The sequence below is a fragment of the Xylophilus ampelinus genome (assembly GCF_003217575.1).
GTDB classification, from domain to species: Bacteria; Pseudomonadota; Gammaproteobacteria; order Burkholderiales; family Burkholderiaceae_C; genus Xylophilus; species Xylophilus ampelinus.
The window spans coordinates 53,463-77,953 of the sequence record NZ_QJTC01000007.1; the positions used below are offsets into that span (position 1 = coordinate 53,463).

21 protein-coding genes are annotated in these 24,491 nt (G+C 69.5%); 9 read left to right on the top strand and 12 right to left on the bottom strand.

Annotation, left to right across the window (positions count from 1 at the left end; translation table 11 throughout):
- The first annotated feature begins 134 nt into the window (after positions 1-134).
- Positions 135-1,760, top strand: coding sequence for a gamma-glutamyltransferase family protein (locus DFQ15_RS06535; RefSeq protein WP_110465205.1), 1,626 nt, complete (start codon positions 135-137; stop codon positions 1,758-1,760).
- Positions 1,761-2,452: 692 nt separating this feature from the next.
- Here the strand turns inward: DFQ15_RS06535 and DFQ15_RS06540 are convergent.
- From DFQ15_RS06540 to DFQ15_RS06565, 6 genes are all read right to left on the bottom strand, one after another.
- Positions 2,453-3,934 carry a UdgX family uracil-DNA binding protein gene (locus tag DFQ15_RS06540; protein WP_407703854.1) on the bottom strand — a complete coding sequence of 494 codons (1,482 nt, stop codon included), beginning with the start codon at positions 3,932-3,934 and terminating at the stop codon, positions 2,453-2,455.
- Positions 3,935-4,445: 511 nt separating this feature from the next.
- Positions 4,446-5,744, bottom strand: a complete 1,299-nt coding sequence (locus DFQ15_RS06545; RefSeq protein WP_233504317.1) for a putative DNA modification/repair radical SAM protein — start codon at positions 5,742-5,744, stop codon at positions 4,446-4,448.
- 82 nt (positions 5,745-5,826) lie between these two features.
- A complete protein-coding gene (locus DFQ15_RS06550; protein WP_110465206.1) occupies positions 5,827-6,882 on the bottom strand; it encodes a lysylphosphatidylglycerol synthase domain-containing protein in 1,056 nt (351 codons plus the stop codon).
- Positions 6,883-6,943: 61 nt separating this feature from the next.
- The gene (gene clsB, locus DFQ15_RS06555; protein ID WP_110465207.1) at positions 6,944-8,221 is read right to left on the bottom strand and encodes a cardiolipin synthase ClsB; all 1,278 of its coding nucleotides are present in this window, start codon (positions 8,219-8,221) and stop codon (positions 6,944-6,946) included.
- Positions 8,218-9,009: an endonuclease/exonuclease/phosphatase family protein gene (locus tag DFQ15_RS06560; protein WP_110465208.1), complete on the bottom strand. Its 792-nt coding sequence runs from the start codon at positions 9,007-9,009 to the stop codon at positions 8,218-8,220. Before DFQ15_RS06560 ends, clsB begins: the two co-directional genes overlap by 4 nt.
- A gap of 164 nt (positions 9,010-9,173) precedes the next feature.
- The gene (locus DFQ15_RS06565; RefSeq protein WP_110465209.1) at positions 9,174-9,716 is read right to left on the bottom strand and encodes an acyloxyacyl hydrolase; all 543 of its coding nucleotides are present in this window, start codon (positions 9,714-9,716) and stop codon (positions 9,174-9,176) included.
- A 215-nt stretch (positions 9,717-9,931) separates the two neighbouring features.
- On the opposite strand from DFQ15_RS06565, the gene DFQ15_RS06570 reads away from it, so the two are divergent.
- A complete protein-coding gene (locus tag DFQ15_RS06570; protein ID WP_110465210.1) occupies positions 9,932-10,333 on the top strand; it encodes a hypothetical protein in 402 nt (133 codons plus the stop codon).
- Positions 10,334-10,410: 77 nt separating this feature from the next.
- On the opposite strand, the gene DFQ15_RS06575 is transcribed toward DFQ15_RS06570, so the two are convergent.
- Positions 10,411-11,007, bottom strand: a complete 597-nt coding sequence (locus DFQ15_RS06575) for a Spy/CpxP family protein refolding chaperone (protein ID WP_233504318.1) — start codon at positions 11,005-11,007, stop codon at positions 10,411-10,413.
- Positions 11,008-11,237: 230 nt separating this feature from the next.
- Here DFQ15_RS06575 and DFQ15_RS06580 point away from each other — a divergent pair, with 230 nt between their 5' ends.
- Positions 11,238-12,206, top strand: a complete 969-nt coding sequence (locus DFQ15_RS06580; protein WP_110465211.1) for a recombination-associated protein RdgC — start codon at positions 11,238-11,240, stop codon at positions 12,204-12,206.
- Positions 12,207-12,308: 102 nt separating this feature from the next.
- Here DFQ15_RS06580 and DFQ15_RS06585 read toward each other — a convergent pair whose 3' ends face one another.
- The 3 genes from DFQ15_RS06585 to DFQ15_RS06595 form a co-directional block, all read right to left on the bottom strand.
- Positions 12,309-12,524, bottom strand: a complete 216-nt coding sequence (locus DFQ15_RS06585) for a hypothetical protein (protein ID WP_110465212.1) — start codon at positions 12,522-12,524, stop codon at positions 12,309-12,311.
- Between the two features lie 155 nt (positions 12,525-12,679).
- On the bottom strand, positions 12,680-12,865 hold the full coding sequence (locus tag DFQ15_RS06590) for a hypothetical protein (protein WP_110465213.1): 186 nt from the start codon (positions 12,863-12,865) through the stop codon (positions 12,680-12,682).
- 85 nt (positions 12,866-12,950) lie between these two features.
- The gene (locus DFQ15_RS06595; RefSeq protein WP_110465214.1) at positions 12,951-14,129 is read right to left on the bottom strand and encodes a metallophosphoesterase; all 1,179 of its coding nucleotides are present in this window, start codon (positions 14,127-14,129) and stop codon (positions 12,951-12,953) included.
- A gap of 394 nt (positions 14,130-14,523) precedes the next feature.
- Here DFQ15_RS06595 and DFQ15_RS06600 point away from each other — a divergent pair, with 394 nt between their 5' ends.
- Together DFQ15_RS06600 and DFQ15_RS06605 are read left to right on the top strand one after the other, a co-directional pair.
- Positions 14,524-15,576: an NAD(P)-dependent alcohol dehydrogenase gene (locus DFQ15_RS06600; protein ID WP_110465215.1), complete on the top strand. Its 1,053-nt coding sequence runs from the start codon at positions 14,524-14,526 to the stop codon at positions 15,574-15,576.
- 426 nt (positions 15,577-16,002) lie between these two features.
- Positions 16,003-16,353, top strand: coding sequence for an H-NS histone family protein (locus DFQ15_RS06605; protein ID WP_110465216.1), 351 nt, complete (start codon positions 16,003-16,005; stop codon positions 16,351-16,353).
- 47 nt (positions 16,354-16,400) lie between these two features.
- On the opposite strand, the gene DFQ15_RS06610 is transcribed toward DFQ15_RS06605, so the two are convergent.
- Positions 16,401-17,306, bottom strand: coding sequence for a GGDEF domain-containing response regulator (locus DFQ15_RS06610; protein WP_233504319.1), 906 nt, complete (start codon positions 17,304-17,306; stop codon positions 16,401-16,403).
- Between the two features lie 571 nt (positions 17,307-17,877).
- On the opposite strand from DFQ15_RS06610, the gene DFQ15_RS06615 reads away from it, so the two are divergent.
- Positions 17,878-18,468, top strand: coding sequence for a DUF4124 domain-containing protein (locus DFQ15_RS06615; RefSeq protein ID WP_110465218.1), 591 nt, complete (start codon positions 17,878-17,880; stop codon positions 18,466-18,468).
- 56 nt (positions 18,469-18,524) lie between these two features.
- The gene (locus DFQ15_RS06620) at positions 18,525-19,001 is read left to right on the top strand and encodes a YidB family protein (RefSeq protein ID WP_259292630.1); all 477 of its coding nucleotides are present in this window, start codon (positions 18,525-18,527) and stop codon (positions 18,999-19,001) included.
- A gap of 27 nt (positions 19,002-19,028) precedes the next feature.
- On the opposite strand, the gene DFQ15_RS06625 is transcribed toward DFQ15_RS06620, so the two are convergent.
- A complete protein-coding gene (locus DFQ15_RS06625; RefSeq protein ID WP_233504320.1) occupies positions 19,029-20,750 on the bottom strand; it encodes a glycoside hydrolase family 28 protein in 1,722 nt (573 codons plus the stop codon).
- 503 nt (positions 20,751-21,253) lie between these two features.
- Here DFQ15_RS06625 and DFQ15_RS06630 point away from each other — a divergent pair.
- Positions 21,254-23,053, top strand: coding sequence for a putative bifunctional diguanylate cyclase/phosphodiesterase (locus DFQ15_RS06630; protein WP_110465221.1), 1,800 nt, complete (start codon positions 21,254-21,256; stop codon positions 23,051-23,053).
- A gap of 225 nt (positions 23,054-23,278) precedes the next feature.
- The gene (locus tag DFQ15_RS06635; protein ID WP_110465222.1) at positions 23,279-24,472 is read left to right on the top strand and encodes a glycerophosphodiester phosphodiesterase; all 1,194 of its coding nucleotides are present in this window, start codon (positions 23,279-23,281) and stop codon (positions 24,470-24,472) included.
- Positions 24,473-24,491 lie beyond the last annotated feature (19 nt).

Genomic DNA, 24,491 nt, shown 5'->3' on the forward strand with positions numbered 1-24,491 from the left:
CGCCCCCTCGCCGGGGGCGATACCGGTGGCCCGGCAAAGCCGGTTCCACGGTATCCCTGAAATAGGGTTGCTTCATCCGTAATAGTCACCTGCGCAAGAATCCGTTTTCTTTCAAACCGAGACATTCCGCGACCATGATCGACTTCAACCACGTCAGTTCGTACTCCTCCATCCGCCTGCCTGTGTTCGCGCGCAACGTGGTCTCCACCTCGCATCCGCTGGCGGCGCAGGCGGGGTTGCGGATGCTGTGGAAGGGGGGCAACGCGGTGGATGCGGCGATCGCGGCGGCGGCGGCGATGACGATCGTGGAGCCGGTGAGCAACGGGCTGGGGTCGGATGCGTTCTGCATCCTGTGGGACGGCAAGGAGCTGCACGGCCTGAACGCCTCGGGCCGCGCGCCCCAGGCCTGGACGCCGGAATATTTCAGCGGCAAGTACGGCGCGGGACAGGCCAACGGGCCGCGGCGGGGCGTGGATTCGATCACCGTGCCGGGCGCGGTGAGCGCCTGGGCGGCGATGTCGGAGCGTTTCGGCAAGCTGCCGTTCGCCGATTTGATGGAGCCCGCGGCCGAGATCGCCGAGCGGGGCTACCTGCTGCCGCCGGTGGTGCGGCAGAAGTGGGGGGCCGGCGCGCCCGAGCTGCAGTCGCAGCCCGGTTTCGCCGAGAGCTTTCTGCCCCGCGGCCGGGCGCCGAAGGTGGGCGAGCTGTTCCGGTTCCCGGCGGCGGCGCGTGCGCTGCGCAGCATCGGCGCCAGCGGGGGCCGCAGCTATTACGAGGGCGAGATCGCCGAGGCCATCGCCGGCTTTGTGCAGAAGCACGGCGGCAGCATGACCCGGGCCGACCTGGCCGCCCACCGGCCCGAGTGGGTCGAGCCGCTGGCCAAGGACTACCGCGGCTTCACCCTGCACGAGATCCCGCCCAACGGCCAGGGCATCGCGGCGCAGATCGCGCTCGGCATTTTGGGCAATTTCGACATGGCGAGCCTGCCGGTCGATTCGGTGGCGTCGCAGCATCTGCAGATCGAGGCGATGAAGCTGGCGTTCGCCGACGTCTACCGCTACGTGGCCGAGCCGTCGAGCATGCAGCTGACGGCCGAGCAGATGCTCGACGACGCCTATCTGGCCGAGCGCGCCAAGCTGATCGACCCCAAGCGCGCGCAGGACTTCAAGGCCGGCAACCCGGTCAAGGGCGGCACCATCTACCTCACCGCGGCCGACGAGAGCGGGATGATGGTGAGTTTCATCCAAAGCAACTTCGCCGGCTTCGGCTCGGGCGTGGTGGAGCCGACCTTCGGCATCAGCCTGCAGAACCGCGGCTTCGGCTTCAGCACCGACCCGGCGGGTGCCAACACCGCCAACCTGGTGGCGCCGGGCAAGCGGCCGTTCCACACCATCATCCCGGCCTTCCTCACCAAGGACGGCCAGCCGGTGATGAGCTTCGGCGTGATGGGCGGCAACATGCAGCCGCAGGGCCACATGCAGACGGTGGTGCGCATGCTCGACTACCAGCAGAACCCGCAGATCGCCTGCGATGCGCCGCGCTGGCGCTTCAACGCCGGGCTGGAGATCAACGCCGAGGCGGCGATGGACCCGGCGACGGTGCAGGGGCTGCAGGGGCTGGGGCACCGGGTCGAGGTGATCGACGATGCCTACCAGGATTTCGGCGCGGGGCAGTTCATCTGGCGGATGGGGGATCCGGCGAAAGAAGGGTATCTGGCGGCGAGCGATCCGCGGCGGGATGGGTTGGCGGCGGGGTTCTGATGTTGGCTGCGGCGGCGGGGGGTTGAGAAGTCACGACCTACTGTTCGGCTGTCCTGCATGGCTCCCTTTGCCCCTGGGAGAGGGCGGGGGTGCGGGCCGCGCCCGGCGGGCCATCCACTGACGGCTGTTTGGCCCGCGCCCGGCTGCCCGGACTTGCTCCCTCTCCCCCTGGGAGAGGGTGGGGGTGAGGGTCGCGCCCGGCTGACAGCCTCAGCTGCTGTTCGTGGAAACACCGCACGTGTTGGATTCGGAGGCGGGGATTTCGCCCCCGCGGGCGAGTCCCTTTCTTTGCTTCGCCAAAGAAAGGAACCAAAGAAAGGCGACCCCACGTGCTGCGTCCCTCCGCTGCGCTGCGGGCAACCTGCGGTGCTCGCGGCAGGCGGGGTCCGCGCAAACTCGCTGCGCTCAAACATGCGCGGCCCTTTTTCCGTCTGCCGCTGCGCTCCTCGGCGCATCCCGAGGGGCGGGGGTGCGGGGACCCTCGGCTGCTGCCGGCTGCGCGGCAGTTACGCCTGGGGGGAAAGCGGCAATGGCACCTGCACTGGCACTGGCAACGGCAACGGCAACGGCAACGAGGCAGATGTTTGAATGGAAAGCGGCCGTAGCCGTCGTCTGGAGCCGGCGGTTAGCTATGCATTTAATAGCGTTTGCGGGCAGGCGTTGCCACGTATCGCTGCGCACTTTCTGAGAACTCAACCCGCCGCCAGCTCCGTCGCCAGCGACAAATCCTCCACCCAGCGCCGGAAATTCTCGGCCGCGTGGCCCGGGTCGGCGCGCAGCAGGGCCGAGGGGTGCAGCGTCACCAAGACCGGGCGGCCCTGGGGGCCCTCGTGCCACTGGCCGCGTTCGCGCATCACCGCCACCGGGCGGCCCAGGATGGCGCGGGCGGCGGTGGCGCCCAGGGCCAGGACGGCCTGGGGGGCGACCAGTTCCAGCTCGGACTCCAGCCAGTGGAGGCAGGCGTCGACCTCCTGCTGGTGCGGCGTCTTGTGGATGCGGCGGGTGCCGCGCAGTTCGTACTTGAAGTGCTTGACCGCGTTGGTGACGTAGAGCCGATCGCGCGACCAGCCCAGCTCGCGCACGGCACGGTCGAACAGCTGGCCGGCCGGTCCGACGAAGGGGCGGCCGCGCAGGTCCTCGTGGTCGCCGGGCTGCTCGCCGACGACCATCAAGGCGGCATTGGCCGGGCCTTCGCCGACCACCGCCTGGGTGGCGCCGGCGCCGATGGGGCAGGCGCGGCAGCGGTTGGCGGCGTCCTGCAGGTCGGACAGGTGCTGCAGCGTGGGCCGGCTGGCGGCCCCGGTGTGGCCGGCGACCACCACCGGCACGACGCTGCGGATGCGGCGGGCGGGCACGGTGGCGGCCTGGTCGATCATGCCGCCGCTGCGGGCCATCGCCTGGGCCGAGAGTTCGCCGATGAGCTTCGCCTCGGGCAGGTTGGGCCAGTAGCGGCGCGGCATCTCCTTCTGCATCATCTTCAGCTTGAGCCGCGCCGGGTTGAAGATGTGCGCGTAGTAGGTGAGCCAGAGGCCTTCGCCGGCATCGGCCGGCGGCGCGTCTTCCTTGCGGGCGCCGGGGCCGAAGGTCAGCGTGCGGCCGTCCCAGGCCACGCAGCGCCGCGGCGTGAGGATGGCCCAGCGCATCTGGGTGAAGCGGCGCTTGAAGAACGGCGCGTTGGCTTCGACGATGTGGTTCAACGGCTCGAACCAGGCGACATGAAGACTCCCCCAGGCTTCGCGCTGCGCGTCTTCGCCCTCCCCCTCCAGGGGGCGCGCCGACGGCTCGGGGCGGCCCGGCGCCGCGGCGCCCTGCGAGGGCGTCTGCGCGGGCGCCATGCCGCCGTCGGCCACCGTGCGGAAGCGCACGAAGGCGCGCATCTTGTGGATGTCGCGCCGCACCGCCTTGGCCATCTGCTCGGCCTGCAGCCGGTCGGGGTCCAGCGGGTCGTGGCGCAGGCCGGGCTCGTGGGCCATGCGCCAAAGCAGGCGGTACAGCAGGCCGAAGCGGTTGGGGTCGGCATGCAGGACTACGGTGGCGCAGAGCGTGAGGAAGGTGGGCGGGACAGAGACGGCTCGCGCAGGTCGCGCGGCGGAGAGGGCGGGCAGGGCGGGGGAGACGGTGCCGATGGGGCGGGCGGCGGAAAGCGGTTCGGCACCGGGGCTGTCGGTCCGCAGGTCGGCCGGGTCTTCGGGGTCGTCCGAGGCTTCGTCCGAGGCCGTCGCGACGGCCGTGTCGGGCCCGTCGGGTGCTTCCCCGGCGGCGAGGTCGGCCGGGTCGGCGAAGAGCTGTCCCATGGCGGGCGTCGACGATCCGGCGCCGAACAGGCCGGGCGTGGCCGGCGCATCGTCGAACAGCCCAGGCTCGGACACCTTCGCACCGGACAGCCCGGGCGACAGCGCGGCCTCCCGGCACTCGGGCGCCGCCTGCGCGAACAGATCGCCGGCGGCCCGGCCCTCCACCTGCCACTGCACCGCCTCGGGCGGCACGCCGGCCGTCAGCAGGCGACGGGCCTGGGCGCGGAAGGCGGTCAGGTCGGTCTCGGAAGGCAGGAGGACGGTGTAGGTGGCCATCGCGCCGTTTCTATGAATGAAAAGTGGCTGTGGCCGGCGATCCGTGACGACCTCTAGCTATTTAAATGATAGCAAAGAGCCGATGCACGCCGTGGTGCCGTCGCCGCCACCGCCCTCAGAACAGCGATGCCTGCACCGGCGCGGGCGGGGCCAGGGCGGGCACGGCGGTTTCCATCGCGCGGGTCGGCTTGTGGTCGTCGGTCAGCACGAAGGGCAGCACCTTCTTCAGCGGCACGTGGAGCCGGCCCAGATCGGCGGCGCGCAGGCGGCGCACCCGGCGGGCCATCAGCAGCCGCTCGACGGCCTTCACGCCCAGGCCGGGTACGCGCAGCAGCATCTCGCGCGGGGCGCGGTTCAGGTCGACCGGGAAGCGCTCGCGGTGGGCCAAGGCCCAGGCCATCTTGGGGTCGACGTCCAGCGAGAGCATCGCCCGGCCGTCGGCGCCGGGCGTGACGATCTCGTCGTGCGCGAAGCCGTAGAAGCGCATCAGCCAGTCGGCCTGGTAGAGCCGGTGCTCGCGCACCAGCGGCGGGGCCTGCAGCGGCAGGGCCCGGGCCGCGTCGGGGATCGGGCTGAAGGCCGAGTAGTACACCCGCCGCAGCCGGTAGCTGCCGTAGAGGGTGGCGCTGGTGGTGAGGATGGTGGCGTCGTCGGTGGCGTCGGCGCCGACGATCATCTGGGTGCTCTGGCCGGCGGGCGCGAAGCGGGGCGCCGCGGCGCGCTTGGGGCGGGCCTGGGGCACGAAGACCATCGGCTGGGCGGCGGCCTCGCGTGCCTGGCCCTTGGCGTCGTCGATGTGCAGCCGCAGCCGCGCCATCGAACGGCGGATCGCGTCGCCGTCCTTCTCGGGCGCCAGGCTGGCCAGGCCCTCGACCGTCGGCAGCTCGACGTTGATGCTCAGCCGGTCGGCATAGCGGCCGGCGCGCTGCAGCAGTTCGGGCGACGCGTCGGAGATGGTCTTCAGGTGGATGTAGCCGCGGAAGTCGTGGTCTTCGCGCAGCACCCGGGCCACCTCGACCACCTGCTCCATCGTGTAGTCGGGGCTCTGGATGATGCCGCTGGAGAGGAACAGCCCCTCGATGCAGTTGCGGCGGTAGAAGTCGAGGGTGAGGCGCACCACCTCGTCGACGCTGAAGCGGGCGCGCGGCACGTTGCTGGTGACGCGGTTGACGCAGTAGAGGCAGTCGTAGGTGCAGAAGTTGGTCAGCAGGATCTTGAGCAGCGAGATGCAGCGCCCGTCGGGCGCATAGCTGTGGCAGATGCCCGAGCCCTCGGTCGAGCCGATGCCCTTGCCGCCGACCGAGCTGCGTTTGGCTGTCCCGCTGGAGGCGCACGAGGCGTCGTACTTGGCCGCGTCGGCCAGGATGGCCAGCTTGCGGTGCAGCGGGTGGGCGGGAATGGCGTCTGTGTTCACTGTATGAATATACAGATAAGCCGAAGGCCCTGCTGGAAAAAAGGGCGGGCGGACCCGGCCGGAAGGCGCGTCGGCGCCGCCGTCAACGGCGCGGGGTGCCGATGTCCGCCACCGGAGCGCCGTCGCTGTTTTCTTCGCCCCGCCGCAGCCATTCCACGGTGCCGAAAGCCAGCGCCGCCAGCACCAGGGGCGCGAAGTAGTACAGCGCCCGGTAGGCCAGCACCGCGGCCAGGATCTGGTCCTTGGGGGCGTAGTCGGCCAGCACCGCTACCGCCACCGCCTCCAGCACGCCCAGCCCGGCGGGCACCCGCGAGACCAGGCCCGCCACCGCGCCGAAGAGCATCGTGCCCAGCACCGCCGGGTAGGCCACTTGCTGTTGCAGCAGTACCCAGACGGCGCCCGACATCAGCATCCAGTTGCCTGCCGACATCGCCACCTGCACCAGGGAGAATGCGGGGCCGGGCAGCACGAATGTGCGGCCGCGCAGGGCCAGCGGCCGGCCGCGGCGCCAGAGGCACAGCAGCAGGTAGGCGACGGTGATCGCGCCCAGGCCGATGCCGATGGCGTGCAGCTGGCCGGGGGCGATCGACCAGCCTTCGGGCAGGGCGGGGGTGAACAGCCGGAACACCGCGCCGGCCAGCAAAAAGTAGCCGACCCAGTTGGTCACGATACTGGTACCGATGATCTGGCCGATCTGCCCGGTGTCGACCCCGTTGCGCGAATACAGCCGCAAGCGCACCGCCACCCCGCCGACCAGCGAGCCGAGGTTGAGGGTGAACGGGTAGCTGATCAGCGTGATGCCCATGGTGCGCGGCACCGAGAGCGTGTGGCCGCTGAAATGCCGGCCGATCAGGTCGAAGGTGCTGTAGAGCAGGTGGCTCGCCGCGGCGAAAGCGGCGCCCGCGGCCAGCACCTGCAGGGGCAGCGCCTTCATCGACCGGAAGACCGCGGGCCAGTCCACCGTGCGCGCCTGCCGGATCAGCAGGAAAGCGACCAGCAGCAGGAAGGCGATGCCGAGCAGCCGGACCGACCAGGTCCACCATGGCCGCGCGCGCAGCCGGATGAACCAGTGGGCGGACGCCGCCGGCACGGGAAGGGGCGCAGGCGCGACGGAGGCCGGGGCGCAAGGAGTGGCCATCGTGCGGGAGCAAAGAGGACAGGATGCGGCGCAGTGGGCGGAGCAGGGCGCCGACGGGGGATCAGGCCGCGCCGGTGCGGGTGGGGCCGTCGGACGCCGCGCCGCCCTGGGCGGTATCGGGCAGGGCCACCACCGGGACCGGCAGCACGCTCTTGCGGCCGCTCGGCAGCCATACCGCCAGCGTCGGGTACCAGCGCAGGAAGTGGAGGACGAAGAAGCTGCGCACCAGGCGCCAGCCGCTCCATTCGGTTTCCAGATGCTCGGTCTGGATGCGCTTGCAGCTGTGCTGCATCAGGTGGTCTAGCCGCTCGTACAGGTGCGCGTTGAAGGCCGGGTCGCGGATCACGACGTTGGCCTCCAGGTTGAGCGACAGGCTGAGCGGGTCGAGATTGCTGGAGCCGACGGTGGACCAGGCGCCGTCGACCAGCGCCACCTTGCCGTGCAGCGGACGCTCGCAGTATTCGTAGATGCGCACGCCGGCGTGCAGCAGGTGGTGGTAGAGCAGGGTGGCGGCCGTCTTCACGATCGGCATGTCGGGCTTGCCCTGCAGGATCAGCCGCACGTCGACGCCCCGCTGCGCCGCGCGGCGCATTTCCTGGATCAGCCGGTAGCCGGGGAAGAAGTAGGCGTTGGCGATCACCACCCGCTGGCGCGCGGCGCGGATCGCGGCGCGGTAGTGACGCTCGATGTCGTTGGTGTGGCGGTGGTTGTCGCGGGTGACGAAGATCGCGTCGGCCGGGCCGGCGGCGGGTCCGGAATCGGCCGCGGTCCGGGCCTCGGTCCGGCGGCGCAGCCAGCGGCGGCCGGGGCCGCTGATCGCGATCGCATGCAGCAGGAAACGGCGGATGTCGCCGACGACCGGGCCGGTCACCTCGACCGCGTAGTCCTGCTTGGCCTCCGGCCCGAAGTCGGCCAGGTGGTCGGCCGAGTAGTTGATGCCGCCGACGAAGCCCCGAGTGCCGTCCACCACCACCAGCTTGCGGTGCATCCGCCGCAGCACGTTGTAGCGCTGGCCGAAAATGCGCTCGGCCGGGTCGAACACCCGCACCCGCACGCCGGCCGAGGTGAGCGAATGCAGGTACTCGGTGCTCAGGTCGGGCGAGCCGTATCCGTCGACCATCACGTCCACCTTGGCGCCGTTCTTCGCGGCCCGCACCAGCGCGTCGCGCAGTGCCAGCCCCACCTTGTCTTCGAACAGGATGAAGGTCTCGAGCAGCACCTCCTGCCGCGCGGCAGCGATGCATTCGAAGACACGCGGGAAGTACGCCTCGCCGTTCTCGAGCAGGGTGAACCGGTTGCCGGGCACCCAGCGGGCATTGCGGAGCGGGGTGCTGCTCATATCGTCAGCTCGGCGGCCAGCGGCGCGTGGTCGGAGAGGTGCGACCACGGCCGGCGCGGCAGCACGAAGGGCTTCTGCACCGAGGCGTTGCGCACGTAGATGCGGTCGAGCTGCAGCATCGGCATCTTGGCGGGGAAGGTGCGGGCCGCCTTGCCGGTCGCCTGCACGAACACCTCGCGCAGGCCGGCGCCCTTCTGCAGGATCGCGTGGGCGCTGCAGCGCCAGTCGTTGAAGTCGCCGGCGATCACCAGCGGCGCATCGTCGGGGATCTCCTTGCGGATCAGTTCGCACATCAGGTGCAGCTGCTTCTTGCGGTGGTTCTCGGCCAGGCCCAGGTGCACGCAGATCGCATGCACGTCGGTCTCGCGGCCCGGCACCCGCAGCACGCAGTGCAGCAGGCCGCGCCGCTCGGGGCCGCTGATCGACACGTCGTGGTTCCGGTAGTGGACGATCGGGAATTTCGACAGCAGCGCGTTGCCGTGGTGGCCGTTGTCGTAGACCGCGTTGCGGCCGTAGGCGAACTGCTCCCAGATGCTGTCGGCCAGGAATTCGTAGTGCGGCGTCTGCGGGTAGTCGGCGATGCGGTTCTGGTGCTTGATGTGCGTGCCCATCACCTCCTGCAGGAACACGATGTCGGCCGACACGCTGCGCACCGCGTCGCGCAGGTCGTGCAGCATGAACTTGCGGTTGAAGCTGGTGAAGCCCTTGTGGATGTTGACCGTCAGCACCCGGATGTCGAAGGGTGCCGGCGCGCCGGTCGCGGGCGCTGGAGGGGAGGCATCGGTCATGAGAGTCTGGTCGGTCGCGGTACGGAAGGCACCGACCGAAGGGGACGCGTGGCCGGCGGCCCTTTCGGAGGGGGTCGAATTCTCGGATTTCCGCCGTGCGGCGGGGTGTAGGACGGCAAGCCGATTTCCCCCTGCGCCGCAGGAGCGCTCTGCGCCGGCATGCCTCAGAAGGTGTAGCCGTAACGCAGCTGGACGAAGTTCTCGCCCGGGTTGGGCTTCTTGATGCTGGCGTTGGAAGTGTGTTCCACCCGCAGGATCAGCTCGTGCTCGCGGCGCTGCCCGAAGCTGTAGCCGGCGCCGATGTGCGACGCGAAGTTGAAGCGGGTGCTGAACTCCTTGTCGGCGGTGCGGTAGCGCGCGTTGGTATAGGTGGCGCCGATGCCCGCATCGGCGAACCACGGCGAGGCACCGTTGGCGAAGCGGAAGCGGAAGGCCGGCTTCAGGCTCAGCAGGTGGGTGGTGTCGTTGTTGTCGATGCCGGACGGCAGGCGGCTGTAGCCCAGGTCCCAGTAGGCGCCGACGCTGGTGCCCCAGAGCGCGCTCTTCCAGTCGATCGGCGCGGTGATGCCGATGGTGCCGACGTTGGTATCGCTGGCGGTGCGGCCGTATTGGCCGTAGACGCCCGACATCACGGTCGGCTCGGCATGGGCGTAGGAGAACACCAGCGCGAGGCTCGCGGCGGCGATGGACAGGAGGGAGGCTTTCATGGGCGTATGGAGGAGGCTGGCGATGCGGCAAGTGTAGGGAACAAACCGCGCCCTCCATACCGCGGCCCCGAAAGGGCGCGGACCTTCGCGTCAGCGTCCTACAGTTCGCGGGCGCATGGTCCGATAAATCGGTCCACGGCCGTTTCGTATTGTCTACACACCCCTGACAACGGGGTCGATAACCCCGCAACTACTGCATCTGCCAAAGGATCACCATGAATAAGACGATCGCCCATTCCATGCTTCTCGCCAGCCTGATGACCGTGGCCGCCGTGGCCTCGGCACAGGTGCCCAACACCACCAAGGGTGGCGAAGCGACGACCCAGATGAACGGCAAGATCAACGGCCCCGACAAGTCGCCACGTACCTCCGACACGACCCGTGCGGAAGTCCGCAGCGAAGCCGCCGCTGCCAACAAGGGCAGCGGTGCCAACTCCACCACGCCACAGGGCGAAGCCAGCACGACCGGTCCGGCAAGCCAGCCGAACGCGGCACCGGCCGGCACCGCACCCAGCACGATGGGTGGCCAGACCTCCACCACTACCCGCGACATGAAGCGTGCCGAAGGCAAGGCGGCAGCCCGCACTACGCCACGCGAAGCCGAAAAGGCCAAGTAAGCCCGGCGCTGCCGTTTTTCCAACGCGAAAGGGCCCGCACACGCGGGCCCTTTCGACGTCTGGACTTCCGTGGTGGATCAGCGGGCGCCGGGGACCGCCGCGGCACCGGGCGCCGCGGGGGCACCGTGTTCGCCGTGCGGGCCGTGTCCGTGGCCCGGACCACCCTTGCCGTCGGGGCTGCCAGGGCCGCCGTGCATCATCGGGCGCTCGTCGAACAGCTTCTGCTGGGCTGGCGTCAGCGCGGCGTAGAAGGTCTTGGTGGCGTCGCCGCGGCGGTCGATCTCGGCATCGCGCTGGTTGCGCTCGGCACGCATCCGGTCGATCCGCTCGGGCGTGGTGAGCTTGGCCCATTCGCCGCGCTCGGCCTGCATCCGGGCCCACTGCGCCGGGTCGGGGCGGATCGCTGCGGTGAAGGCGTTCCAGGCCGGCTCTTGCGCGGCGGTGATCTGCAGCCGCGCCTTCTCGCGGGCCAGGCCCTGTTCCATGCGTTGCTGCATGACGGCCGGGTCGCGGCGGTCGGCACCGCCTGCACGGGGCGTGCCCGGTGCGGGTTGCGCATCGACCGCCGTCGGGGCGGGTGGTGCTGCGGGTGGCGCAGGAGTCTGGGCCAGGGCCATGAACGCGGCGGATGCCAATGTGCTGGCGACGAGGAGTTTGCGGTGAGCGAATGTCATGGAAGCGTCCTTTCGGGTGAAGGCCCGGTGCCGTGGGTGGCATCAGGTTGGGAGCCAGTGTTGCCGCCGCGTGTAAGCGCGCCGTGGCCCGCAGGTGAGGTCTGTGTAAAGCCTTTCGGGGATTTCGTTACCGCTGCGGCAGCCCCGTACAAAGTCCGCGGAGCGCCGGGCGCGGACAATAGGCGGTTTGCCGCCCGCTGTCCGGGCGGCGTCCGAGAGGAAGAGCGCAAGTGTTCAAGAACGTGATCGTCTACCGCATCTCGCCCGGCTGGGCCGGTACGCTGGAGCAACTGGAAGAGAACCTGGGCCGGACCCGTTTCGCGCCCTGTACCGCCACGCAGGAGCGCTCGGCCGGCTGGCTGGAGCCGCGCGGCGATGCCGACGGCCCGCTGGCCGAATCGGTCGGCGGACAGTGGATCCTGAAGTTCATGGTCGAGGCGAAGGCGGTGCCGTCGTCGGTGGTCAAGCGCGAGGTGCAGAAACGCGCCGAGGAAATCGAGAAATCCACCGGCCGCAGGCCCGGCCGCAAGGAGACCAAGGAGCTGAAGGAAGACGCGCTGCTCGCGTTGCTGCCGATGGCCTTCACCAAGCAGGGCGCCACCACCGTCTGGATGGATACCGAGGAGCGCTGGCTGGTGGTCGGCACCGGCAGCCAGGGCCGCGCCGACGAGGTGGTGACCGCGCTGGTCGAGGCGGCGCCGGGCCTGTCGGTGGCGCTGGTCGACACCAACGTGACCGCGGTCGCCGCGATGTCCGAATGGCTGGTGAGCCAGGAGCCGCCCGCCGGCTTCAGCATCGACCGCGAATGCGAGCTGAAGGCGAGCGACGAAAGCAAGGCGGTGGTGCGCTACGCGCGGCACCCGCTCGACATCGACGAGATCCGCCTGCACATCGAGCAGGGCAAGCTGCCCACCAAGCTGGCGCTGACCTGGGACGAGCGCGTCTCCTTCGTGCTGACCGAGGGCCTGCAGATCAAGAAGATCGCCTTCCTCGACGGCGTGTTCGACGGCACCTCGCAGGAGAAAGAAGACGGCTTCGACGCCGACGCCGCCATCTCCACCGGCGAGCTGCAGAAGCTGATCCCCGACCTGATACTGGCCCTGGGCGGCGAGGTGCCCGCAGGCGCGATGCCGACGCCCCCGGCCGACGCTAGGCCGGCCGCGGGCAGACCGCTGGCCGTCGAAGGCGAGGATTTCTAGAAGAAAAGTGGCTGCGGCCGGTGCCGGACAACGGCTATCGAATCAGGAGCATCGCGCGTCGTGGGCCGATCGGTCCGACGGCCCTTCGGCGGCGGTGCCGGATCAGGCGTCGAGGCTGATCTTGCCGTCGCGCACGTACTCGTCGAAAGTGGTGCGCGGGATCGCGGCCAGACCGACGACGCCGCTGGCTTCTTCCCAGCTCAGAGTGGCGCTGTCGGGGGCCAACTCGACTTCGATCCTGCCGTGCGGGATGGGCAGGGGCAGTCCGTCACCCGGGGTGTAGGTGACATCGCCGGTGACGGTGGCGAACTGGGACATGGAAAGCTCCTCGGTAGGTTGGTGTGTGTTCGTCGTGCGCTCGGGCGCCTGCAGCCGCCATTACATGCTTTTTTGCGGGCCGGTACGTTTCAAAACGCGGTGGCGCTCCTGGGCCGCCCGGGCCCCCGGCCACGCCGCGCGGTTCCCGACGACGCTCAGCCGTCCGGCACCCGGTTGCGGATCGCCTGCTGGATCACGCGCGACAGTGCCGCCACCGAATACGGCTTCTGCACCAGCTCGAAGCCGTGGCGGGTGTCGGCGGCCAGTACCTCGCTGTAGCCGCTGGTCGGCACCACCGGCAGGCCGGGCCAGCTCCCTGCCGTTCCTACGGCCCGCAGCAACTCGGCGCTGCGCTCCCGGACCCGGGCCTCCAGCGTCTCGGTGAGGCGGCGCAGCGACCGCTCCGCCGCGGCCGCCTCGCGCCGGTCAGCCCTGCCGCACCAGCCGCAGCAGCGTGATCTCCGACGGCGCGCCCAGGCGCTTGGGCGGCCCCCAGTAGCCGGTGCCGCGGCTCACATACACCTGCAGGCCGCGCAGTCGGTGCAGGCCGGCCACGAAGGGCTGCTGCAGCGGCACGAACAGGTTCCACGGCCAGAACTGCCCGCCGTGGGTGTGGCCCGAGAGCTGCAGCTGGAAGCCCGCATCGGCCGCGGCCGGCGCGCTGCGCGGCTGGTGGGCCAGCAGCACCCGGGTGGTGCTGGCCGTCGGTGCGCCTTGCAGGGCGCGCACCGGGTCGCTGGCGTGGGCTGCGTCGAAGTGCACAGCGTGGAAATCGGTCACGCCCGCCAGCAGCAATGCGTCGGCATCGCCCCGGCCCGTGCCCTCCGCCGCTCCCACGGCGCTGCCGGGCCGCAGCAGCACGTGCTCGTTCATCAGCACCGTCAGGCCTATGCGGCGCAGTTCGTCGATCCAGGCGTGGGCGCCGGCGTAGTACTCGTGGTTGCCGGTGACGACATAGCTGCCGTGGCGCGAGCGCAGGCCGGCCAGCGGCGCGATCCGGTCGCGCAGCGTCGGCACGCTGCCGTCGACCAGGTCTCCGGTGATCGCCACCAGATCGGGCTGCAGCGCGTTGACCCGGTCGACGATGCGCGCGATGTAGCCGCGGCCGATGGTCGGGCCCACGTGCAGGTCGCTCAGCTGGGCGATGGTGAAGCCCTGCAGCGCCGCCGGCAGCTGCGGCAGCGCGATGTCAATCCGTCGCACCCGGGCGGTGCGCCGGGCGTTCCACAGGCCGAGGGCCGACGCCGACACCGCCGCCAGCACCACCGCCGCCGCGCTGCCGTGCCGCCACGCCGCAGGGGCCGGCGCCGCCGCCAGGCCCGCCGCGCCGGCGGCCCACCACGCCGCCAGCAGCAGGTCGCGCAGCAGCGTCAGCACCAGCAGGGACGAGAACCAGCCCATCGCGATGGCCCCCAGCCACTGCCAGGCCGGGTGCAGCGGCGTGCGCCGGGCCCGCAGCGGCACCGGCAGCGCCCCCGCCGACACCAGCAGCAACGCGCCCAGTCCGATGCCCGCCGGCCACCAGGGCGCGAGGCCCGGCACCAGCCGCAGGGCGACGTAGGCGTGCAGCAGGGCGGTGAGTAAGAAGAAGGGCTTGATCGGCATGGAGGCACGGCACGGCAGGTGGCAGCCGGCGGCGGCCTGAAGGCGCAGATGCGGGCGGTTGCCCCGAATGGAACAGGCGGGCGGGTCCGGGGCGCGAAGCAGGCCGCAGGGGGGGCGGGGCGGCGGTGACCGGCAGCGCGGGAATATGCCGATGTCTGCAGGCGCGGCTGGCAGGACGTTCGGGCTGCACCATCACTCTTTAGCTATTATTTCTATAGCTAATGGTCGACAAGGGACGACGGCCGAGAGCACTTTTGACCGTATATCCAAGCACCCGCGGTCCCTGGGGTCGTCGCCGGGGTGTCGCACGGTCCGCAGGCCGCGGCGATAAGGTGCGTGGCGGCCCCTTCCGTATCCGGCTTTTTTATTTTTCTTTTATTCCGAGGACTTTCTCATGACCCAAGCCCACGGCTACGCCGCCACCGCCCCCACCACCCCGCTGGCGCCCTTCACCTTCGAGCGCCGCACCCCTGGATCGCTGGACGTGGCGCTGGACGTGCTGCACTGCGGCGTCTGCCATTCCGACCTGCACACCGCCCGTAACGAGTGGCAGAACACGGTCTACCCCAGCGTGCCCGGCCACGAGATCGTCGGCCGCGTGACCGCGGTGGGCGACCTGGTGTCGAAGTTCCAGGTCGGCGACCTGGTCGGCGTCGGCTGCATGGTCGATAGCTGCCAGCACTGCACCCCGTGCACCGACGGCCTGGAGCAGTACTGCGAGAACGGTTTCACCGGCACCTACAACGGCCCGATGTTCGGCGGCGGCGAGAACACCTACGGCGGGTACTCCGACCACATGGTGGTGCGCGAATCCTTCGTCCTGAAGATCTCGCACGACGAGGCCTCCCTGGCCGCCGTGGCGCCGCTGCTGTGCGCCGGCATCACCACCTATTCGCCGCTGCGCCAGTGGGGCGTCGGCCCCGGCCACAAGGTCGGCATCGTGGGACTGGGCGGCCTGGGCCACATGGGCGTGAAGATCGCCGCCGCCATGGGCGCCCACGTGGTGCTGTTCACCACCTCGCCCGGCAAGCGCGAGGATGCGCTGCGCCTCGGCGCCCAGGAGGTGGTGGTGTCGAAGAACGCCGACGAGATGGCCGCGCACGCCAACAGCTTCGACTTCATCCTGAACACGGTGGCGGCACCGCACAGCCTCGACGCGTTCCTGGGCCTGCTCAAGCTCGACGGCACGATGACGCTGGTGGGCGCGCCCGACAGCCCGCATCCCTCGCCCAACGTGTTCGGGCTGATCATGAAGCGCCGCCGGCTGGCCGGCTCGCTGATCGGCGGGATCAGGCAGACGCAGGAGATGCTGGATTTCTGCGCCGAGCACGGGATCGTGTCGGATATCGAGGCGATCCGGATGGACGAGATCAACACGGCGTACGAGCGCATGTTGAAGAGCGATGTGAAGTACCGGTTCGTGGTGGACATGGCCAGCCTGGCCTGAACCAGGACCTGCGCCTGACGACTGTCGAGTCGGTGATCCGGCATCGCCTGCCTTGCCGCGCTTTTCGCCCGCCGCTGCGCTCTTCGGCGCATCCCGAGGGAAGGCGCGCGGGGTCGGCAGTCGGCCGCTGCCGGCTGGGTGTCGGTTATGCGTCGGGGTGACCGAGGATAAATGGAGGTTCGGCCTTTGCCGTTCAACGGAACACAGCTATCATTTCCATAGTGCGAGATTGAGTGGGCATCGGCATGGGAAACGGCGGCTTGGCGGGCAATGCGGCAAAACTTTGCAACTCGCGGGCCTTGGCTCCCTCCAACCCAGCGCAGATCGGAATGCGGGCTCATGACTCGCACAATTTGAAAATCGACGCGGGACTGCGGTCCTTTTGTCGACAACATTTTTCATCGCATCGGTAATTTATAAATCGACATGAATAATCTGAAAGATCTGGAAAGCGCGCGTGCCAAACTGGAGGCGGATATCGCCAGGGCCTACAAGCTCGAATCTGAAGCGGCGCTTGCGAAGGTACGGGAACTGGTCTCGGAATTCGGTTTCACCGCCCAGCAGGTATTTCCCTGGAAACTACCCGAGAGGAAGGTCGCGGCTAAATACCTGGACGAGAAAACCGGGGCCACCTGGACGGGCCGGGGCAAGCCGCCGAAGTGGATCGCGGGCAAGGACCGGAACGAGTTCCTGGTCGACAAGCCGGTCGAGGCCCCGCGCGGGCCGTTTCTGGCGGAAATGGCGGCAGCTGCGGCCGCGCAGCGCGGCCATCTGTAAGTCGATAGACACCCACAGCGAGGGTGCCGGCAGGCCGGCGCGCCCGCTCAGGCGGCCGAAAGCGACGCGTGGCCGAAGTCGCCGTCGAATACCGCCATGTTGCGGCCGAATTCCTTGGCGCGGTAGAGGCTGTCGTCGGCCCGCTGTACCAGGATCTGCGGATTGCTGGCGGCCGTCGAGATCGTGCTGGCGACGCCGACGCTGACGGTCAGGTGCGGCGCGATCGGAGAATCCGAGTGGGCGATCTGCAGACCGCCCACCGCCTGGCGCAGCCGGTTGACCAGTGCCATCGCGCCCTGCCGGCTGGTGCCGCCCAGCACCAGCGCGAACTCCTCGCCACCGTAGCGGGCGGCCAGGTCGCCGGGCCGGTGCATGCCGTCGCGCAGCACCCGGGCCACGGCCTTCAGCGCACGGTCGCCGGCCGGGTGGCCGTAGCAGTCGTTGTACTGTTTGAAGAAATCGACGTCGAAGATCGCGACCGACACCGGATGCTTCTGGCGGTCGGCCCGGCGGCACTCCGCGGCCAGCACTTCGTCGAACTGGCGGCGGTTGGGAATGCCGGTCAGCTCGTCGAGGTGGGCCAGCTCCTCCATCGCGGTGCGCTGGCGTACCAGCCGCAACTGCGCGGTGACGCGGGCGAACAGCACCGGCGGCTCGGCCGGCTTCAGGATGTAGTCGGAGGCACCCAGCATCAGGCCGCGTGCCTCGTCGCCGGGGCGGTCGAATCCGGTGACGAACACCACCGCCACCATCGCGGTGGCCGGGTCGGCCCGCAGGCGCTGCAGCACCTCGAACCCGTTGATGTCGGGCAGCACCACGTCGAGCAGCACCAGATCGGGCCGGCAGGCGCGCGCCATTTCGAGCCCCTGCAGGCCGGTGGAGGCGGTCAGGACTTCATAGGCGGTCGCCAGAAGTTCGGCCATGACGGCCATGCTGGTGTGGGAATCGTCCACCAGCAAGACGCGCTGTCTCTGAGAAGTCGCGGAGGGTTCCCGGCGCAATGCGGGCCCCTCCGCCAAGGGCTGGGGGGGCGGAATGTACGGTTGACCACCGTGGTATGCCGTGTCGACAGGAGTCTTATGCACCGTGAGATCCATTTCTGGGCCACGAAAAGCGCCAGCCCCGCAAGATTGCGGGGCCGTCATGGTCTGCCGGTACGGGGGCACCACCAAGGGCTTTTTCAGGTCCGAGGGAACAAAGGTAATCAGCGCCGCGGCGCGACGGCGAAGGACGGCAGCCCCGTTGGTAATCTGTCCTGTCCTACAGAATTTACGGCCGAGGGCGCCCACTGGATGGGACCGAACTGTTTCTGGCATACCTCATGCGTAAGGGCATGTTGGAACTTGCGGTTCGACCGGGGGTGAACCGGTGCCGTCTCGTATCGTCTCGTTTCGCGGGCGGGGCTGCGCAAGTGCCGCGAACCTGCGCCGGTCGTCGGAAGAAAGGGGTGTATGCCGCGGGAGACACGCGCACGGCCGCGCTATCGGGCACCATCGCCAGCTTCCTTTCCAGAACGACCCGGCCATGGAACTTTCGCAGTCGCGCTTCCCCCGCCCTTTTGTGCCGGCCACCGCCCTCCGTGCAGGGCTTCGTGCGGCGGTATGGGCTTTTTGCAGCGCCTTCCTGGCACTCGGCGCCTGCCTGCCGGCCGGGGCGCAGGCACCCGCCGCGGGCAATGCCCGGGCCGCCGCGACTGCGCCTCCCGGCGCGCCCGGGCCGCGGGTGCAGACACTCAGCAAATGCACCGGCGCCGACGGCCGGGTCACCTATTCCGACAGCGCCTGCCCCGCCGGCACCCGCGGCGCGGCGCTGCAGGTGGAGCCCGACAGCAACGTGGTGGAGACCACCCCGATCCCCGCGATAGTGCCGTCGCCCTCCGCCTTCGAATCCCGCCGGCCGCCGCCCGCCCCCCCGATCGCGCAGCAACCTTACCAGCCGCCACCGCTCAACGCCGGCATGCCCGCCCGCCAGGCCGCCGATTGCGCCATGCTCGACCGCCGGGCGGCGGAGCTGTATGGCCGCGCGATGCAGCCGCAGACCGGCACCGACTCCCCACTGCTGCCCGAGGAGCAGCGCAGCGTGGACGACCTGCGGCAGCACCTGGACTGCGAATGACGCGGCGCGCGGCGCCGCCTTTCCTGGATACACGCGCGGGCGGCAGACGGCCGACAATGCGTGCTTCGCTGAAACGCAGCACACAAGGAGACACCATGGGTCTGCTCGATTCCGTCGTCGGTTCCGTCATGGGCCACGCCGCCGGCGCGCCGGGCGCGGGCCTGGGGCCGCTGGCGTCCGTCCTGGGGCCGATGCTGGCCTCCACCAACAACCCGCTCGGCGGATTGCCGGGTCTGCTGCACCGGTTCGAGCAGGGCGGCCTGGGCCACCTGGCGGCGTCCTGGGTCGGCAACGGTCCCAACCTGCCGGTGAGCGGCGCCCAGGTGCATGACGCGCTCGGCGGCGATCTGCTGGCCGGCCTGGCCACCCGGCTGGGCATGGACCCGGCGCAGCTCCAGACGCAGCTGGCCCAGTGGTTGCCGGTATTGGTCGACAAGCTCACGCCGCAGGGCGGGGTGCCGGTCGACGGCACAGCCTCGGGAATTTCGCAGGACCTGTTGGCGTCGCTCGGCAGTTTGCTGCAAAAAAAGTAGCAACCTGCCGGCGTCCGCGGTCCGCGCTCAGATCGGCGAGGCGGGCAGCACCGACTTCAACGGTACGAAGGCGTTGCTGCAATCGACCGGCGTCATCTCGCCGGGGGTCCCGTTGACGGTCACGTCGTCGTGCGAAGACGTTGCGATCAACGACGCGAAGCTCACCGGGCCGGGACCTAGCGTGAAGTGGGTGGCGGTATCGGGTGCCTTGGAGCTGCCGAACTTGCCGGGGTCCAACGTCGGATCGCTGTCGAATACCACGTTGTCGAGCGTGACCGTGATCGGATTGTCCTGCCCGTGGCCCATGTAGCCGGCGAACGTCAGCGCGCCGCCTGCGTACGCCTGGCTGCCCAGGTTGTGCATGCCGGTGATTCGCACGTTGGTGAAGCTCGGATAAGCGGTGCCGGTTTTCGCGCTGTAGTAGCTATCGAACACCAGCGGACGTTGGACGTTGCGCATGCAGATGCCGCTGTAGCCGACCTGGTCGACCTTGCCGCCGCGCGACGAATCGGACTTGATGCGCAGGCCGATGCCGTTCGGGCTGTCGTGGCCGTCGATCGTCAGATCGACCACCTGCATGTCGGACACGCCCGAGTTCAGTTCGCTGCCGACCGACAGGCCGTGGCCGTAGTAGAAATGGTTGTGCGCGAAGTGGAGTTGCCGCGTGCCCGGCTTGCCCGACGATTTACCCGCCCCGTCGTAGTCGTCCGTGATGACGCCCGACGATTTCACCGCCACGTCGTCGTCGCCCGTGCTGATGTACGAATAGGCCAGCAGCACCTGCTGGCTCAGGCCGGGGTCGAAGCCGTCGGTGTTCTTGATCGTGTCGGGCGTGAAACAGGTGGCCGGCGTCATCTTGTCGGGCGTCGATCCGGCGGGGCAGGCATAGCCGGGCTTGGTGTAGGCCAGGCTGGGCGACAGGATCTTGATATCCCAGGCGGTGACACCCTTCACGCGGCTGGTGACGATGTGGAATTTGGGCGAGTTCATCACCGTGATCCCGTAGAGCGTGAAGTCGCTGCTGTCGTTGACCTGGATCAGGCGGGGGTTCTGTTGGTACAGCAGATCCGATTTGCTCTGGTAGGCCACGTCCCACCAAGACCGCTTGCCGGCATTGGGTCCGGCGGTCAGCAGACTGCCGCCGCGGCCGTCGATCGCGCCGTGGCCGACGATGCCGCTGCCGGATGTCGCATCGACCAGGATCAGAGGCGCGCATGCGCTGGTGTTCTGGTGCGTGGCGACGGCAGTGCCGCAGGTGCCCGGGCCCTTGTCGTAGTCACGCGGGTTGCGCGAGCCGAACAGGGTCACACCGTCGTCGATCCAGAGCGTCACGCCCGATTTCAGCTTCAGCGGGCCGGTCAGAAAACCCGACTCGCCTTCGTCGCCCGCGATCAGCCGGACGGCCTGACCGGCAGGGCAGGCGTCGATCGCCTGCTGAATGCGGGCAGTGTCGGGTTTCGACATGCCGGGTTTTTCATCCAGCGCATCGATCCTGCCCTCGGTGGGGACCAGTGCGGCCCGCAGCGGTGTGCCGCACACGGTGTCGGGCAGGGCGGGCTTCTTTACCGTGCCCCACTGCGTCTCCACGCTCGGATCCTCCGACAGCGTGTTGCCGCGCGATCGGGAATGCGAACGCGACGGCTGGGCCGTTCCGGCAGATGGACCGGGTGCCACGGCGCACACCTTGGGCTTGCCTGGCGCCGGGTCGGAGCCGAAGTTCTCTACGGTGCAACGCACTTTGCTGGTCAAGGTTTTCTCGACCTGTTGCTGGTATGCACCGAAAGACACCACGTGCGGTTCCGATCCGGCATCGCAATAATTGCCCTGCGTGGCGCATCGAGAATATCCGGGCGGCTCTTGCTGTGCGTGCGCGCCACCGGCGGCGAGTATGGCGGCCCCAGCGGCCAAGGTTCTCATTGCAAACTTCAATTGGAAACTCCCTGTCTTGGTTGAATGCATGCGTCGTTGCCGGAGCGGATGGCTCCGCTGGCCCGACGCGCGCGCATCTTCTATCGAAAACGACCTATCCAAGAAGCGGATGCAAACCGAAGCGCAACACTTTCCCCGTATAAGGTTAGTAGATGTACGGCCTCCCTCCACCAAGCAGCCCGCACCCTCCGCCGGCGCTTTTCGGACCGGGCCGTAGTGCGGCTGCCCGAGCCACTACACTTTCTGGCGGCTTGCCGCTGCAATAGTGTGCATGCCAGCCTCGGCACGCGGCATCGAGCCCGACTTGTGGGAGAACACCAACAATGGCGCAATGCAAACGGGACGACCCATTGGAGGAAGAGGCACGGTTGGCCGCGCTGCAGAGCACCGGCCTGCTCGACACGCCGGCCAGCGAGGCGTTCGACCGCATCACCCGCCTGGCCTCGGACCTGTTCGGCGTGCCGACCGCCCTGGTATCGCTGGTCGACCGGGAGCGCCAGTGGTTCAAGTCGCGAGTCGGCCTGGCTGTGGGCCAGACCCACCGGCGGGACTCCTTTTGCTCGATCGCGATCGAGCAGCCCGCGGACATCCTGGTCGTAGAGGATGCGCTGCTGGATCCGCGGTTCAGCCGCAATCCGCTGGTGCTGGGCGAGCCCCATATCCGTTTCTATGCGGGCGCGCCGCTGGTGCTCCAGTCGGGTCATGCGCTGGGCAGCCTCTGCATCATCGACCGGCAGCCGCGCAGTTTCAGCGCAGCACAGCGCGCCCAGCTGCAGGACCTGGCGGCGCTGACGGTAACGCAGATCGACATCGCCCGGATGTTCGGCCGGGTCGACGAGACGACCCATCTGCCCAACCTCGCCCGTTTCGAAGACGATCTGCAGGACCTGTGCCTGGCCCATCCGGGCGAGGAGCGCACCTTGGTGATGGCGGAGTTCCTGGCATACGACGCACTGCTCGACGCCTCGCGGGCGATGGGCAGGGGGCCGCTCGACCAGCGGATGCGCAGCGCCGCCCGGATGCTGCAGCAGCGGGTGAACGCGCGTTCGCGGCTCTACCACGTGGGCATGGCCCGCTTCGCGTTCTTTCTGCAGGGAGCCGGCCGGGCCTGGCAGACGGCATTCGTCGACGGGTTGCTGGAGGAGGTGGCGGCGCCGGTGCCGGGCGACGTAACGATGCTGGAGCTGCAGCCGCGCGCCGGTCTGGTGCTCTTCGCCCTCACCCCCGACGAGGCGCAGGACGTAGCGCGCAAGGCCAGTGTGGCCCTGCACGAAACCCAGCTGCAGGGCCGCACCCTCGTCTACTACGAAGCCGGGGCCGATGCGCGCTACCGCCGCTCCTACGCGCTGCTGCACGATCTCCAGCGGGCCATGGGCGAGGGCGAATTCTTCCTCGTCTACCAACCCAAGCTCGACGTCGCCATGCTGCGCTACACCGGCGTGGAGGCGCTCGTCCGCTGGAACCACCGCAGCTTCGGCCTGGTCTCGCCCTTCGAGTTCATCCCGCTGGTGGAGGGCACCGCGCTGATCCACCTGCTGACCGAATGGGTGCTGCACACCGCGCTGGCGCAGCTGGCCCGCTGGGACGCGGAGGGTGGCACGCCGCTCGGCATGGCGGTCAACGTGTCGGCGCGCAACCTGGAGCATCCCGGCTTCGCGCGGATGCTGGCCAACGCCTGCGCGCTGCACGGCATCGCCCCCGCGCGGCTGCAGATCGAATGCACCGAGAACGCGGTGCTGACCGGCAGCGCGACGGTGCAGGCCCTGGAGCGTGCCCGGGCGCTGGGCGTGGAAGTGGCGCTGGACGATTTCGGCGTCGGCTACTGCAACCTGGCATGCCTGCACAGCATGCCTGCCGGCTTGCTGAAGCTCGACCGCTCCCTGGTCGACCCGATCGCCACCGACGTCCGCGCCCTGGCGGTGCTGCGGGCGGTGATCTCCATCGGACAGACGCTGGGCTACCGGCTGCTGGCCGAGGGCGTGGAGACCGCCGAGGTCTTCGACCAGCTGGTGGCGATGGGCTGCGACGAGATGCAGGGCTACTACCTCTGCCGGCCCGTCGCCGCCGACGCGGTGCTGCCGTTCGTGCAGCAGTGGAACGCGAGCGTGGCGCTGGAGGAGTAGGGGCCGGAGCCGCGCCGGGCGGGGGGCCTGGCCCGATCGCAGGGTATGTTTCGAGAGTGAAAAGTGGCTGTAGCCGGCGTTTCTAGCCGGGATATAGCTATATTTTTTGTAGCATTGCTCGTGGCTCGGGATATTGTCGGTTCCTGGCTGTCGACACTGTCGGCCGGACGACACGGCGCTCGCCTAGCATGGTCCTTGCCTCGTCCGAAACGAAAAAGACACGCCATGCCGCACGCCCCCGTACCCCTCACGCGCCGCAGCCTGCTGGCCGGCGTGGCCGCCCTGGCAGGCACCGGCTGTACCGCCCCGGCGCCCCCGGCTGCGGCCGCTCCGCCGTGGGAGCGCAGCGGCGGCGGTGCCTGGCCGCCGGTGCCCACGCTGATCGGCCACCGCGGCGCATCGGCCCTGCGGCCCGAGCACACCCTGGCCGCCTATACCCAGGCGATCGCCGACGGTGCCGACATCATCGAGCCCGACCTGGTCGTCACCCGCGACGGCGTGCTGGTGGTACGGCACGAAAACGCGATCGCCATCCTGAACCCCGACGGCTCGGTCAAGGAAGCGACCACCGACGTCGCCGACCGCCCCGCCTTCGCTGCGCGCAAGACCACCAAGACGATCGACGGCACCGCGATCACCGGCTGGTTCACCGAAGACTTCACCCTGGCCGAACTGCAGACCCTGCGCGCGCGGGAACGCATCCCGGCGCTGCGGCCGGCCAATGCCCGCTACGACGGGCAGTTCTCCATCCCCACGCTGCAGCAGGTGATCGACCTGGTCCGCGCCGAATCGCAACGGCACGGCCGCACCGTCGGCGTGTATCCCGAGACCAAGCACCCGACCTACTTCCAGTCGATCGGCCAGCCGCTGGAGGCCCCGCTGGTCGCGCTGCTGGAGAAAAACGGGCTGAACCACCGTGACGCCCCGGTCTTCGTGCAGTCGTTCGAGGTGGCCAACCTGCGGCAGCTGCGCGGCCTGACCCCGGTGCGCCTGGTGCAGCTGCTCGGCGCCAGCGGCCGGCCCTACGACTTCGTGGCCCGCGGCGCGGCCGAGACCCGGCGCTACGCCGACCTGCTGGCGCCCGAGGCCCTGCGCGCGATGCGGCGGTATGCCGACGTGGTGGCGCCCTACAAGACCCTGGTCGCCCCGGTGCAGGCCGGCCGCGCGGGCCCGCCCACGCCGCTGGTGGCCGACGCGCATGCCGCCGGCCTCGCGGTGCACATCTGGACGCTGCGACCCGAGAACGGCTTCCTGCCCGCCGGCTATCGGCGCGCGCCGGTGGCCGACGGCACCGCGCGGGGAGACAGCGCGGGCGAGATCGACGCCTATCTGCGGGCCGGCGTAGACGGCTTTTTCACCGACGATCCCGCGGTAGGGCGCGCGGCGATCGCGGCGTTCCCGGCATCGCGAAAGGCTTGACGGGCGATCGCCGAAACCC

Coding starts and splice junctions, on each gene's coding strand:
- DFQ15_RS06535 (WP_110465205.1), top strand. CDS start 135: ATGATCGACTTCAACCACGTCAGTTCGTACTCCTCCATCCGCCTGCCT.
- DFQ15_RS06550 (WP_110465206.1), bottom strand. CDS start 6,882: ATGGCCACTCCTTGCGCCCCGGCCTCCGTCGCGCCTGCGCCCCTTCCC.
- clsB (WP_110465207.1), bottom strand. CDS start 8,221: ATGAGCAGCACCCCGCTCCGCAATGCCCGCTGGGTGCCCGGCAACCGG.
- DFQ15_RS06560 (WP_110465208.1), bottom strand. CDS start 9,009: ATGACCGATGCCTCCCCTCCAGCGCCCGCGACCGGCGCGCCGGCACCC.
- DFQ15_RS06565 (WP_110465209.1), bottom strand. CDS start 9,716: ATGAAAGCCTCCCTCCTGTCCATCGCCGCCGCGAGCCTCGCGCTGGTG.
- DFQ15_RS06570 (WP_110465210.1), top strand. CDS start 9,932: ATGAATAAGACGATCGCCCATTCCATGCTTCTCGCCAGCCTGATGACC.
- DFQ15_RS06575 (WP_233504318.1), bottom strand. CDS start 11,007: ATGACATTCGCTCACCGCAAACTCCTCGTCGCCAGCACATTGGCATCC.
- DFQ15_RS06585 (WP_110465212.1), bottom strand. CDS start 12,524: ATGTCCCAGTTCGCCACCGTCACCGGCGATGTCACCTACACCCCGGGT.
- DFQ15_RS06595 (WP_110465214.1), bottom strand. CDS start 14,129: ATGCCGATCAAGCCCTTCTTCTTACTCACCGCCCTGCTGCACGCCTAC.
- DFQ15_RS06600 (WP_110465215.1), top strand. CDS start 14,524: ATGACCCAAGCCCACGGCTACGCCGCCACCGCCCCCACCACCCCGCTG.
- DFQ15_RS06605 (WP_110465216.1), top strand. CDS start 16,003: ATGAATAATCTGAAAGATCTGGAAAGCGCGCGTGCCAAACTGGAGGCG.
- DFQ15_RS06615 (WP_110465218.1), top strand. CDS start 17,878: ATGGAACTTTCGCAGTCGCGCTTCCCCCGCCCTTTTGTGCCGGCCACC.
- DFQ15_RS06620 (WP_259292630.1), top strand. CDS start 18,525: ATGCGTGCTTCGCTGAAACGCAGCACACAAGGAGACACCATGGGTCTG.
- DFQ15_RS06630 (WP_110465221.1), top strand. CDS start 21,254: ATGGCGCAATGCAAACGGGACGACCCATTGGAGGAAGAGGCACGGTTG.
- DFQ15_RS06635 (WP_110465222.1), top strand. CDS start 23,279: ATGCCGCACGCCCCCGTACCCCTCACGCGCCGCAGCCTGCTGGCCGGC.